A 13503-nucleotide genomic window follows, 5' to 3' on the forward strand; every position below is an offset into this window, starting at 1 on the left:
GGATAAACTATACCTTATCTCGTTCGTGCCGAAAATCATTGATGACTAGTTCGATCGTCTCAACTAACCGTTCGATGTCCGTATGTGGAGTAAGTTGGCGAACGGGGATATTTTTGACGACTCGACTCAGAAATTCAAACTCTTGGGCGCGGAGTTGTTTGTCGAGTAGATAGTTAGTATAGGTATTCGTCACTAAGGTGATAACTTGTGCCTGAGTAGTCATCGGGACGATCTGCGGATAGGCGGGATTGTCATCCCGATCGTTGATGTAGTAGATCGCTGCTAGCGGTAATGGTTCTGACTGAAACTGATATCCAGTCTGATTCAAATCCAGATACCGTTTATCCCAAGTCGGATGGGTCGGTACCAATCGCGGTAAAGCCTCGGCAGCACCATACAACGCCCGCACGGAGGAATCCCACAACCGGATGCGCGGATAGGCAGGTTGAACCAGGAAGGTATCACCTCGATCGCTCAGTGGTACCACATCATCGGACAGCACTGGATAACCTTGACGAGCAAATGCCGCTGCTGTGGTAGATTTACCCGCTCCAGCGGCTCCGACTAATACTACAACTCGATCGTCGATCGCGATCGCATTGGCATGGAGACAAACCGTACCCCGCAGTCTAAGTACAAAACCCAAAATTGGGCCTAAAAGATAAGTAGCCATATCTTCGACAGTCAGATCGTCCGGCCAGATTGCCCAAATCTGGGTACCTAACCGACTCACCACAAAAGTAGTTCGATCGTCATATCGGCAGTAAAAATACTCGTCGCGGGACGGGATCGATCGATCTCGATCTGTTTTGGATCTTTGTGGATCGCTGAGGCTACCGCTAGACGCAGCCACCAAGGGAGCGTCAATCTTCCACACTTCGAGGATGGGATCGGATGTCGCTCCGTCTAGTCCTGACTCTTCCATCCGAGTATGCCAATTTGGAGTTCCTGATGGAATCTGACTCAGCCAGCTTGGCAACTTACCCAAGACAACATCGACAGCAGGAAGATCGCCTGCCAGGTTAGCTATGGCAATAAGTCCTGGCAAAGCGATATTAACGGTCAAATTCAGACCATAAATCCGATAATATTTCATGAACTAATGAAATTCCTAGGAGGTCTTCCGTCTACTACCAGTTCCACCATCTGATGTTGCGGCGGTCTTCGATCCCATCGCTTGGGTCATCACACTGATATTTCCATACATCCGAAATTCGGGCTTGTGGTAATCTTGCTTGTTCATAGTTTTAATTTGGGGTAATTTTAAGTACACAACCGACAGATACTAACTCAGTCAGATGACTAAGATGTGTCGTGTCGGCTAGTTGATGGGATTAAATGAGTATCCTTGGGCGTGAGATGAAGATGTCGATCGAACCAATATGCGAAACTGATGGGGATAAAGTCTTCCCACTTCAAATGCTGCGCTAACAATAAGTCATCGCCACCGTGGATATAGCCATCTACAGCTCGCAACATGTTCGAGATTGACACTCGCTCCTCTGGCTGCAAAACTTTTCCGGTCAATGGGTCTCCGGCTAGGGGGGTTTTAGGTCGCAACCTAATTTCTGCTGGTAAGCTCTCGATATTTGCCATCCTCAATAACGTCTTATTTGTACACCAAGGTGTAGATGGCAATGCCAATAAATAATCTACCAATCGCAAATCGATGAATGGAAGTCTAACTTCGACTGGAACTCCCGAATGTCCAGGATCGTTTGTCTCAAACAAAGCTGCCCACAGGATCGAATTAACTTTGTGATAGGCTGGCGATCGCGGCGAATCCACTAATGGCTCGGGCTGGTTGACGATTTGCGACCATCGCTGTTCGAGGTCGAGCGATCGCGCAAAATCTGGATTTAGCCATTGAGGATAGGCAGGAGCTGGCTGGGAATTTTGGCCCCGTCGCAGTCTACCGAGTAAACCAGACCCCCAATGCGGTCGGACACCAAAACCAAAATAAGCACGGCTCAAATCCGATCCTACATCAAATAGTGGCATTGTTTTGAGCATTTCGATCGCTGAACTGGGAGTCAGCGATTCATCGCCACCATCACCACAAAACACTACGCGACTATGGGCAGCAACCCGCCGCGATCGCTCCCAATTGACGCTCTCTAGTGGATTGTTGTATGGTGCTGGCATCAGCAATTCTGAACTGTGCCCTTGATACAGAGTGTAGTCATCGGCTACTTGATAATCGATCGGGATGCCCAAACTAGCGGCAGCAAGTCCAGCATAATAACGTTCGCGATCGGGTATGAGCGTATCATACACAACTGTAAAAGCCTTCAAGTCTAGCGAATGATTGCGTTGTCTGGCGACCGCCAGTGCTGTAGCAGCGATCGTCGTCGAATCCAGTCCCCCACTAAGAAAGCTGGCAACTCGATCTGTACGGAGGCGATCTCCGACTGCTTGACTCATCAATTCTTGAAACCGATCGAGATAGTCTTGAGAATTCTTGTACCTAATTATTTCTGGTACTGGCATCGTCCAATACTGGCGCGTCTGCAATCCCCGCTCCAAAGACCAAGTGAGCGTATGTGCTGGGGGCAATCTTTGAATATCGGCAAAGACTGTTGTGGTGGGATGGTGATTGAGATCGAATAGGAGCAAATCGCCGATCGTTCGATCGTTCAGTCCGCTTGATACCTGAGGATGTTGGCGCAGACAAGCGATCGTATTGCTAAATAGTAAACAATTACTTACCTGACTATAATAAAACAGCTTGACACCCATCTGGTCGCCCGCACAAAACAACCGTCCAGTCCGATCGTCCCAAATCCCGAACGCAAAATCTCCTAATAAATGCTGGACACAATCATCGCCCCAATGGAGATATGCCCGTAAAATTAGCTCGATATCCGTCAATATTTGCTCGCCATTAGCTCTGTGCGTGAGTCCTAATTTCTCAGTCAAGGTTTGGCGATCGTCGATCCGCGCGTCGGCAACAATCCATACCTGTCGATCGAGTGTAAATGGTTGAGACTCGGCTGCTGATTCCCAAGTTGTCTGCAACAGCGTATGTCCAAAGCCGACAAAACCTTGCGACCAGACCGTTTGAGCATCTGGCCCCCGAAAGGTCATCACCTCAGTCATCCGGCGTAAGCAGCTCGGATCGATAGGTGCCCTATTGGTATGAATCAGCCCGACAATTCCGCTCACAGTTTTTTCTGAATAGGTTGTTCAAACGAACGATCGAAAGCTTGAAACCGCTGATGTACATCATCAGTATCATTTAAAATAATACCCTGATACTCTACCCAAGCATGAGCCGAAAATTTGGTCGATCGCTGGATGCCGATGCGTAACTCACTTATAATTCCCTGAGATCGCAGCAAAATCCACAGTACCAAAGACTGTTTCAAACAATTTGTCCACAGGTAATTGTAGCCGATCGCCACTCGAACTAGCCGCACCGTTGTCCAGACTTGGATTTCTACCGCATCGAGCGGGGGCGGATTGGTGCTGGAGTATTTTGGTAATGGCAGTTGCAATAGTATCGATCGAGTCACCCGTAGTCCCTTAGTCTGGACCAGAATTGCGACTAAAGGTAGTAGCCACAAAGCTTGGAATAGTAACGATTTCTCGTGCTTGGATAGTCCAGAGATGGTGGTGTATTTACGCTGGAGTAATTTCAACCAATTCATGTTCGACAAATTGGGCAACCAAATTTAGGAAATCTTGCTTTAATTCTTCGGGATTGACATCATAGCGATCGAGCAGTCGATCGTAGGCAGTTTGCAATGAGTCAGCTTCTTTGAGGCAGGACCACATCGCATTACCGACATCATCGAGTCCGAAGTATTCTTCACTCTCTAAGTTGAGTAGGACGAGTTCGCCGCCCATATCTTGAACTAGAATATCTTTTTTGACAGCAACTTTCTGTGTAAGTATTAGCATTAATCCACAGCACTAGAAAAAGGGGGTATAGACGCGATCGTACACAATGTTATACATTTATGCACACCGGATTTCTTTAGAATATACCATCGATCGGCGAGATCTCACTAGTTATTCGTTTACCGTTTTTTTGTATCATTATGTATACTACTAATGTAATTCTAGTTTGGGTTAAGCCTCATGTTTAAATGCTTGTGAAAAGCTAATCGGTATACGATATATACTGGCAAGTTGCGATTTTCCTAGTGTAGGCAGAACCCGGATCTGGGGGTTCCGACCCCCAGACCCCCCGTTGAGGAGCGGAACGCTGTCTTGTCTCGCTAAACCCTCGGCAGAGCCGAGAGCGCGAGCCGCCGCCCTCTCAAACTCCCCTGCGTATGGATGGCTGGTGTGCTAACTTGGAGCGGCTTTCACTCCACTCTAGATTGTAGTTGGAGGTTATACCAAATTAAATTGAATAAATGATAGATTAGCTCCTCCCCTGCTTGGTGCGCTAACACTGTCAACTGGACGGGTCTCCCGCCCAGTGCGCGCATCCGCTTTATAAGGGCAGGGCTGATCTATTGGGAAAAGAATAATGCTAAAACCCAATTGTTTCGTTTAACTTCCATCTACATTCGATCGAGACTTAATGACAGAAAAGGGTTAGAGCGGTTTTTCTCTGGTGGATGGATCAGCCCTGCTTTATAAGGGGAGGCTGGGTGGGGTAAAGATCTGTGGTGCTAACTATTTAAATTGGAAGTTACTTGACTAGAATTTAATCTAGAAAAGAGTTTCACTGATATCCTTAACCCAAACGGACTTTAATGTAAGCTGTCCTAATCAGAACGCTGTCAACTGTCAACTATCAACTATCACCCGCATGATACGAACTTCGCACCAACGGCCCCGATCGAACGTGCTTAAAACCTAATTCTCTGGCAATTTCGCCCAATCGATCAAATTCGGCTGGAGTCCAATATTTGACAACGGGCAGATGTTCGAGGGATGGTCGCATGTACTGTCCGAGGGTGAGTCGATCGCAATCGATCGATCTCAGATCTTGTAATGTCTCGATGATTTCGGCTTCGGTTTCGCCATGTCCGAGCATCAACCCTGACTTGGTAGGAATGCTCGAATCGAGGGCTTTGACATGGCTGAGGACATCTAGAGATCGCCTGTATTTTGCCCCACGGCGCACCCGATCTTGGAGTCTGGCTACTGTTTCGACATTATGATTGTAACAAGCAGGTTGGACGCCAACTACAGTGGCGATCCGCGATCGTTGTTGAGCTGCGGCATCCTGACCGCTCCAGAAATCTGGCGTCAGCACCTCCACCTGAGTCTGGGGTTTGACCGCCCGAATTGCGGCGATCGTCGCGACAAACCAACCCGCACCGCCATCATCGAGATCGTCCCGCGCTACCGCTGTCAGTACTACATACCGCAGTCCCAACAGTGCGACCGCCTCCGCTACCTTTTGGGGTTCCTGAGGGTCAAGGGGCATCGGCGCGTGACCTTTATCCACTTGACAAAAACCACAACTCCGCGTGCAGGTAGGCCCCATCAACAGAAAACTAGCGGTCTGCTGAGAGTAGCATTCGCCGCGATTGGGACAGCGACCTTCTTCGCAGATCGTATGGATCTGACGCTGTTTGATAATCTGTTGGACTGTCGAAAGTTCGCTGGCTGTGCCGATCGATCGACGCAACCAAGTGGGAAGAGCTTGAACTTCAGCACGCCAACGTGCTAAATCTGCGGCAGATGAGGGCATAGTAAGAAGTGAGGGTTGAGATTGAGGAACTAAGATTTCGATGAATGGTGAAAGTCAGCTAATTTGTGAGGTGTGGGTCGATCGATGCTACCCTTGAATTTTAGCAATTCTCAACAGAAATCGGAATTTTCTCAAAGTTTTCTCAATTTGCACTGAAACTGGGTCAAATCATCTGAATTATAGGGACAGGAGTAACGACCAGTAACAATACCTAAATTCATCACAGACAATAAGGAGTCAAGTGTGGCAACTAGTAAAATATTGGTAATCGATGATAGTCGCGTGATTCGGAAGACCGTGCGCGATATGCTTCCAGAAGGTGACTTTGAAGTAATTGAAGCAAAAGATGGGCTAGAGGGAATCGGCTTTGTCGAAACGGCACGCCCCGCTCTGATCATGTTGGATTTTATTCTGCCCAAAATGAGCGGCTGGGAAGTATTTCAGCAAATTCAGGCACATCCAGAATTTCAAAAGATTCCCTTAGTTTTGATGTCTGGCAAAAAAGAAGAAGTCACTAGCAAGATTTCCGAGCCATTTGAATATTTTGAATTCATCGAGAAACCATTCGATCGAGTCGTGCTAGCTGAAGCGATTAGAGTGGCAATGACTAAGGCGCGTAAGGCGCGTCCTCGGATGGCTGAACTACCTGGCTCGGTAGTGACTCTCGCCGAACCTCAAGTTAGCAATGATGAGATCGCTCAGTTACAAGCTCAACTGAAAGTTTCGAACGAACATATTGCCCAAATCCAAACAGCTACCACTGCTGAAATCCAAGAGCTACAAGCACAACTGCTAGCAGCAAATCGATCTCAAGTTGTAGCAATTCAAAAGTTGACTGCCAAATTTGACGCTGAACGACAAACTCAGCAAACCGAAAATGATACCACAATTCAAAAGGTAATCAAACTTGAAACTGATGTTGACACATTGAAAAAACAATTAGGTCAGTTAGTTGTTTTGATTAAAAAAAGACTAACGTAATTTAATTAAAAGTTGACAGTTATTATCTTTTAGTGGTGAGTTTAACTTGACATCGAGCTGATGATGTGGACCGACTGGCGAAATGTTACTTCCCTTAATTTATCTCTCGTCTGCCTTCTAGAGCGCGGGCGAGGGTTATTTCGTCTGCATATTCTAGATCGCCGCCCATTGGCAGCCCAAACGCAATTCTAGTGACTTTGGTTAAGGGTGCGATAAGTCTTCCTAGATAGAGAGTTGTGGTTTCACCTTCAACTGTAGGACTCACCGCCACAATCGCTTCTTTGACATCTTGGGCCACGATCCGCCGCAACAAAGATGAGATATTTAATTGTTCTGGCCCGATCCCATCCATCGGTGAAATAACGCCACCTAATACATGATATTGACCGCTAAATTCTCGCGTTCTTTCTAAAGCAATTACATCGCGAGAGTCAGCGACAATACAGATGGTTTGTCGATCGCGTTGGGGATTGCGACAGATATCACAAGTCGGTTCGGCTGATAAATGAAAACAGACCTGACACAAGCCGACTTGCTGTTTAGCCTCGATCAGAGCTTGAGCCAATTGTTCGACTTCTGCGGTCGATCGTTTGAGAATATGTAAAGCTAATCTCTGGGCAGATTTAGGGCCTACTCCAGGCAAATGCTGTAATTGCTCGATTAAATTAGCAAGGGGGCGCGTATAAGCCGTAATCTTAGCTCCTAACGATCGATGAATAATTATTATATGCGATGACGCAACCGATTAAACAGTTGATAGTTGACAGTTGAGAGTTGACAGCGAAGTTGTTATTGGAGATTAAAACGGACTAATAACAACTGCATCAATCCTAAACGATCGACTAGATTGAGGTAGGGTGTGTTAGGCGCAAGCCGTAACGCACCAGTATCCGATCTCATAAAAAGCCCCAACTCACACAAAGGTAAGTCAGGGACGAATAATCAGGGTGCATCTACCACTCCTATATCCACGCTCTCCCCGATACTATCGGGACGAAAATGGATAAGTACCAATTTATTGTTCCCTATCTCCTCACAATATGACCACAGTTAAAGAAGCGATCGAGATGATGATTCAATCCCGCAATGTCGATACAGGACGTGTGAGCGGCTTGAGTCGGCAAATTATTGCCCAAATGAATACCTTACAGACGGGTATTTTAATTAACTTTGAGAATTTACCAGGGATTAGCAGTTCTGGCGAATCACATTTGAATCTTTATCTCCAAGCTGGAGCTAAAGAGAATTTACGGGCTGTGCTGCGGGAAGGAGTAAGCAAGCAACCTAGCCTGAGAATGACGATTAATTCTGCCTATCGGACTGTCGCTCAACAGCATATTCTCTACCAAACGTATCGGAGAGATCCGAAATTAATTCCCCTCGCCGCCAAACCAGGGAACAGCAACCATGAAGATGGCTTAGCGATCGATGTAAGTAACTATAATGCGTGGAAACCTTACCTCCTAGCTCATGGTTGGCAATGGCAAGGTAGCCGCGATCTCGTCCACTTCTTTAATAATAACGGTCGTGATGATGTGAGCAATCTGGGGGTCAAAGCTTTTCAGAGCCTGTGGAATAAATACAATCCCACCGATAAAATGACCGTCGATGGCAACTTTGGCGACCAAACCGCCGCTAAGATGGATCGCTGTCCGATCGGTGGTTTCGCGCTAGTGACGCTGTTTCAGCTCGGTGATACAGGATCTGTGATTACGCGGATTCAGCAGAGCTTGACCAATGTTGGCTTCCCTACCCCGATCGATGGTATTTTTGACCAAAAGACTCAGGCTGCGGTGATTAAGTTTCAAATTAGTAAAGGATTGACAGCCGATGGCGATGTTGGCTCGATGACATTGAAGACGCTGGGAATTAGACTGTGAGATTATCTGTCTTTTGACCCATCAATTTCGATCGATCTCCAGGGTACCTTAGGTACAATAGAGTGCATTAGAACGATCGTGAGATCCTGAAATAATGCGTTAAGATCAAATACGGAGACCCGTCGGATGCGGGACATGGGATAGTCAGTGGCTAAAAAAAATATGGAACTAAAGCTACCCGATGCGATCGTAGCTGCGGAATTGAATGAATTATTGAAAAATACTTTAGATCCTCAGGCTCAAGCTCAAGTGGTTGTAAAACGTCAGCAACCAGAACAGCCGAAAGCACCTTGGACGATCGAAGACAGCGAGAATCTATATCGGATTGATGGTTGGGGCGAACCTTACTTTTCGATTAATGCAGCGGGACATGTCACAGTCGCTCCTCAAGGCGATCGCGGCGGCTCTCTAGACCTCTATGAGCTGGTCACATCCCTGCAACAACGCAATTTGGCTCTGCCACTCCTAATTCGGTTTTCGGACATCTTGGAGCACCGGATCGAGCGGTTAAATGCCTGTTTTGCTAAGGCGATCGCCCGTTATAATTACGACGGTATTTATAAAGGGGTATTCCCCGTCAAGTGCAACCAACAGAAGCACCTGATTGAAGATCTCGTCAAATTTGGCAAACCTTATCAATTTGGATTGGAAGCAGGTTCCAAGCCCGAACTAATGATCGCGATCGCGATGCTCAATAACCCTGGAGCGTTGCTGATCTGCAACGGCTACAAGGATCGCGAATACATCGAGACAGCGATGCTAGCGCAGAAATTAGACCAGACACCGATTATCGTCCTCGAACAGATCGAAGAAGTCGAAATCGCGATCGCGGCGGCTCAATCCTTGGGCATCAAACCCAATCTCGGTGTCCGCGCCAAGCTCAACGCCAAAGGCATCGGTCGCTGGGGCGTATCTAGTGGAGATCGCGCCAAATTTGGGCTGACTGTGCCCGAAATTATTATGGTGGTCGATCGGCTCAGAGAAGTCGATATGTTAGACTGCCTCCAACTGTTGCACTTTCACATCGGATCGCAAATTTCCTCGATCTCCGTAATCAAAGATGCGATCGGTGAAGCCAGCAAAATCTATGTCGAACTCGTCCAACTGGGCGCGAACATGAAATATTTGGATGTCGGCGGTGGTTTGGGCATCGATTACGATGGTTCTCAAACAAATTTCCATGCCTCCAAAAACTACGATCTCCAAAACTACGCCAACGATATCGTCGCCGAAGTCCGCGAGAGTTGTAATGAAAAAAATATCCCCGTTCCTACCCTAATTAGTGAAAGTGGACGTGCGATCGCTTCTCACCAATCCGTGCTGATCTTTGATGTCCTCAGCACCTGTGAAGTCCGCACCGACTTACCCCAACCCGTCTCCACTCCCGAACATCAGATCGTGCGGAACCTGTGGGAAACATACGAAAGCATCACCCCTGAAAATTTTCGGGAAGCCTTCTATGATGCCAACCAGTTTAAAGATGAAGCCCTGAGCCGATTCAAATTTGGTTATCTCACTCTCACCGAGCGTTCTCGCGCCGAACAACTCTACTGGGCTTGCTGCCAAAAAATCCTCGACATCGCCAAGCGCGAGGAGTATATGCCCGAAGATTTGGAAGAACTCGAACAAATCATGGCATCGATCTACTATATCAATCTGTCTGTATTCCAGTCAGCACCTGATAGTTGGGCGATCGATCAACTGTTCCCGATCATGCCAATTCATCGATTGGATGAAGAACCCACCCGACGCGGTATCCTCGCCGATCTCACCTGCGACAGCGACGGCAAAATCGACCAATTCATCGATCTCAAGGATGTCAAACACGTCCTCGAACTCCATCCCCTCGAAGCCGAAAAACCCTATTATTTAGGCTTATTTCTCGGCGGTGCGTACCAAGAGATCATGGGCAATCTCCACAACCTCTTTGGAGATACCAATGCCGTACACATCAAGCTCACCCCCAAAGGCTACAAGATCGAACACGTCGTCAAGGGCGATACGATGAAGGAAGTTGTTGGTTACGTTCAATACGATGTCGAAGACTTGATCGAGAGCATTCGCCAAAAAGCCGAACAAGCCCTCCTCGACAAACGCATCTCGATCTCCGAAGCCCAACGCCTATTACAAAACTACGAACATAGCCTATCCCAATACACCTACCTATCTCCATAAAAATCCTCTCCTCGAAGGGCACTCGTAAAAATCCCCTCCTCGGAGGGGATTTTTTATGGAGTACACGACCATCGATCGCGATCTTCGAGTGGAAGCGGAGGTGAGATATAATTGAGGATGAGCGATCGCCATGTAACTCTCTAGTCAGAGGCTGCATCGACGATACATCGCCACCTTCTCCTGTGCTGACTAAGCCAAAATCTATGAATCCCGACGGAACTGCAAAGCCCAAACCAGTCAGATCGTCCCCACAACCAGAAATAATTGATGTCCAAGTGGTGGAAATCTCGTCAGTACCGGAGCCACTTGAAGATGCCTGGGATAGTGACGAAGTTGCCGATCCTCAACCCACAGTGAAGGCGGAGGAATTAGAGTTAGAATCGATCGCCACCGAAACCCCCACACCGGAAGATAATTGGGCAATTTTGCTAGAGAAAATCAGTCAGGATTCAGAACCAGAGCCAAATATCGAGCCAGTGGTAAAGAGTCAATCAGTACGGATTGATGATGTCCAGCTCGAACCATTACTCCGCACCGAGGCAGAAATTCAGAGCCAAATCGCCACCCTCCAAGCTACCCAATCCCAACTTCAACAACAAATCGTCGCTACTCAGACAAGTTTCGGGCAAATTATCCAAACTTCGATCGGCGATCTCGAACAGCGTCGCCAAAAACTCCAACTCTCTGTCGAACAACTCGAACGTAAACGCGATCGCCTCAAAGAAGAAATTAACAAAAGCTTTGCTGGTGGCTCCCAAGACGTCGCCATCCGGCTCCAGGGATTCAAAGATTACCTCGTCGGTAGCCTCCAAGATTTAGTCGTCATCGCTGAAGAAATCGAATTTCCCCAACCGCCACCCGCCCAAATCCGCATTCAAACGCCCCTAGCCAAAACACCAATCACCACCCCTTCACCCAGAAACCAACCGCCCCAATTTACCGAACCTGCATTTAAAAGTACCGCTAGCAAAGTCCGCACCTCGATCGATCGCTATCGGAATGCACCCGATTATTACGCCCCCACTTGGCAACTTCGCCGTACCTTAGAAGCCGTTCATGCTGACAAGGTTTCGGACTGGTTTTTTAACAAAGATGGGCGGGGGGCGATTCGGACGATGGGGAGTCGCTTACAAAATATTTTAGTGGCTGCTGCGGCTGTATCTGCCTTACGAGAGCTGTATGGCGACTATCTCCGTACACTCGTCCTCGCCAACCTCCCCGAACGACTCGGTGACTGGCGTAGAGGCTTTCAGGACTGTTTGGGGCTGTCCAAGACCGATTTTGGTGCCAATGGGGGGATTATTTTATTTGAAGATCCTGAAGCTCTAGTATCGAAAGTCGATCGCATTGTCGCCAACCAGGAAATGCCCCTAATTATCATCGATAATTCTGAAGGGCAAATTAGTCTTTCGATCCTCCAGTACCCACTCTGGCTGGCATTTGCCCCAGATCCTAGTCAACAGATGGATGACTATCGGGAGTATCGGTAGAGGAGGCTTTAGGGTTTAGGGTTTAGGGTTTAGGGTTTAGCTTTGTATGGTGGGCAGATGTAGGGTGTCTTAGGCACAAGCCGTAACGCACCAGTATTTGACTAAGGATCTGATTTAGGCTTGCTATAGTTGACAGTTAACAGTTGACAGTTGACAGTTGACCGTTGACAGTTACAGTTAGTAAAAATAAGGAGCAAGTAGCGCAACCGACTGTTTGATTCTGACTGTGTGTACAACTCATCACTTCCATATGCTATCTAATATTATTATCGCTACAGGTATTTTTACAGTTGCCTATGTTTTTGGCTCGTTTCCGACTGGATATCTAGCTGGGAAATTGTTAAAGGGTATCGATATTCGCGAACATGGTTCGGGTTCGACAGGTGCGACGAATGTATTGCGAACATTAGGCAAAGTGCCAGGATCGATTGTTTTACTCATCGATGCGTTTAAAGGTGGATTAGCAGTCTCGATCGCAAATATTATCTTTACCATCACTTTATTCCCGACACTCCCCGCCGAATGGCAAGCTTATTTAGTGCCGTTAGCAGCAACAGGAGCGATTTTAGGACATAGTAAATCGATCTGGTTGAATTTCGGTGGTGGGAAGTCTGTTGCTACCAGCGTCGGTGTTTTACTGGCGATGTCGTGGCAAGTTGGACTCGCAACTATTGTTGTTTTTAGTATCGGGCTGGTGGTAAGTCGGATTGTGTCGGTTAGCTCGATCGCGGGAGCAGTTTCTGCTACGATTTGGATGCTAGTATTCGATCGACCTTTGCCATCAATTATTTTTGCGATCGTCGGCGGGATTTATGTAATTTGGCGACATAGTGCCAATATCCAACGGATTATCGCTGGTACCGAACCAAAATTAGGGCAGAAATTAGAATCGAGTACTTAGATTAGTCGAGAAATAATGCGGAATTAATCCGATGAGAGTTGTTGTATTTATAACTAGCAGCAAATACCTATGAAACCTAAAAAATCTCTAGTAAATATACCAACGCTAGCGGTTCTGACGATCGCTACTATAGTTAGTATCTATTCTGGATTACCAGCACAGGCTCAAGAAATATCTGGTAAAGCTTGTCGAGTTACAGATCCAACTGGTACACCGCTCAATGCGAGATTGCAACCCAACGGTAAAGTTGTCAATAGACTTAGAAATGGTAGAACTGTGTATGCCCAATCAATTTCTACAGATAATCAGGGCAAACCTTGGGTTTTAGTTGCAATCAAAAGTCAGGGTACTTACAAAATCATGGGATATGTATTAAGAGAATTTGTGAGCTGCTACTAGTCGATCGATCGTTGAGTTTCT

Annotated in this window: 13 protein-coding genes; 6 read left to right on the forward strand and 7 right to left on the reverse strand. The window is 47.1% G+C overall.

Annotated features, from left to right (window positions below; all coding sequences use genetic code 11):
* Positions 1 to 7: 7 nt before the first annotated feature.
* From ACEW9J_RS10090 to lipA, 6 genes are all read right to left on the reverse strand, one after another.
* The gene (locus ACEW9J_RS10090; protein WP_373544991.1) at positions 8 to 1096 is read right to left on the reverse strand and encodes a hypothetical protein; all 1089 of its coding nucleotides are present in this window, start codon (positions 1094 to 1096) and stop codon (positions 8 to 10) included.
* Between the two features lie 15 nt (positions 1097 to 1111).
* Positions 1112 to 1243, reverse strand: a complete 132-nt coding sequence (locus ACEW9J_RS10095) for a hypothetical protein (protein WP_373544992.1) — start codon at positions 1241 to 1243, stop codon at positions 1112 to 1114.
* A gap of 59 nt (positions 1244 to 1302) precedes the next feature.
* Positions 1303 to 3165, reverse strand: a complete 1863-nt coding sequence (locus ACEW9J_RS10100) for an asparagine synthetase B (RefSeq protein ID WP_373544993.1) — start codon at positions 3163 to 3165, stop codon at positions 1303 to 1305.
* Positions 3162 to 3650 carry a lasso peptide biosynthesis B2 protein gene (locus ACEW9J_RS10105; RefSeq protein ID WP_373544994.1) on the reverse strand — a complete coding sequence of 163 codons (489 nt, stop codon included), beginning with the start codon at positions 3648 to 3650 and terminating at the stop codon, positions 3162 to 3164. The genes ACEW9J_RS10100 and ACEW9J_RS10105 overlap by 4 nt, the downstream gene beginning before the upstream one ends.
* Positions 3622 to 3903, reverse strand: coding sequence for a PqqD family protein (locus ACEW9J_RS10110; protein ID WP_373544995.1), 282 nt, complete (start codon positions 3901 to 3903; stop codon positions 3622 to 3624). Before ACEW9J_RS10110 ends, ACEW9J_RS10105 begins: the two co-directional genes overlap by 29 nt.
* An 847-nt stretch (positions 3904 to 4750) precedes the next feature.
* Positions 4751 to 5656 (reverse strand): lipoyl synthase, encoded by a 906-nt coding sequence (lipA, locus tag ACEW9J_RS10115; protein ID WP_373544996.1) that lies wholly within the window; start codon positions 5654 to 5656, stop codon positions 4751 to 4753.
* 243 nt (positions 5657 to 5899) lie between these two features.
* On the opposite strand from lipA, the gene ACEW9J_RS10120 reads away from it, so the two are divergent.
* A complete protein-coding gene (locus ACEW9J_RS10120; protein ID WP_373544997.1) occupies positions 5900 to 6637 on the forward strand; it encodes a response regulator in 738 nt (245 codons plus the stop codon).
* 94 nt (positions 6638 to 6731) lie between these two features.
* On the opposite strand, the gene recR is transcribed toward ACEW9J_RS10120, so the two are convergent.
* Positions 6732 to 7331: a recombination mediator RecR gene (recR, locus tag ACEW9J_RS10125; RefSeq protein ID WP_373545066.1), complete on the reverse strand. Its 600-nt coding sequence runs from the start codon at positions 7329 to 7331 to the stop codon at positions 6732 to 6734.
* 346 nt (positions 7332 to 7677) lie between these two features.
* Between recR and ACEW9J_RS10130 the strand changes: the two genes are divergently transcribed.
* The 5 genes from ACEW9J_RS10130 (at position 7678) to ACEW9J_RS10150 (ending at position 13482) form a co-directional block, all read left to right on the forward strand.
* Positions 7678 to 8517 (forward strand): peptidoglycan-binding protein, encoded by an 840-nt coding sequence (locus ACEW9J_RS10130; protein ID WP_373544998.1) that lies wholly within the window; start codon positions 7678 to 7680, stop codon positions 8515 to 8517.
* 162 nt (positions 8518 to 8679) lie between these two features.
* Positions 8680 to 10692 (forward strand): biosynthetic arginine decarboxylase, encoded by a 2013-nt coding sequence (gene speA, locus ACEW9J_RS10135; protein ID WP_373544999.1) that lies wholly within the window; start codon positions 8680 to 8682, stop codon positions 10690 to 10692.
* Positions 10693 to 10895: 203 nt separating this feature from the next.
* The gene (locus ACEW9J_RS10140) at positions 10896 to 12182 is read left to right on the forward strand and encodes a DUF3086 domain-containing protein (protein ID WP_373545000.1); all 1287 of its coding nucleotides are present in this window, start codon (positions 10896 to 10898) and stop codon (positions 12180 to 12182) included.
* Positions 12183 to 12432: 250 nt separating this feature from the next.
* Positions 12433 to 13083, forward strand: coding sequence for a glycerol-3-phosphate 1-O-acyltransferase PlsY (plsY, locus tag ACEW9J_RS10145; RefSeq protein WP_373545001.1), 651 nt, complete (start codon positions 12433 to 12435; stop codon positions 13081 to 13083).
* A gap of 69 nt (positions 13084 to 13152) precedes the next feature.
* Positions 13153 to 13482 (forward strand): SH3 domain-containing protein, encoded by a 330-nt coding sequence (locus ACEW9J_RS10150; RefSeq protein ID WP_373545002.1) that lies wholly within the window; start codon positions 13153 to 13155, stop codon positions 13480 to 13482.
* The last annotated feature ends 21 nt before the right edge of the window (positions 13483 to 13503 follow it).

Origin of the sequence: Chamaesiphon sp. (assembly GCF_041737865.1) — a bacterium.
In the GTDB taxonomy this organism is placed as follows: Bacteria; Cyanobacteriota; Cyanobacteriia; order Cyanobacteriales; family Chamaesiphonaceae; genus Chamaesiphon.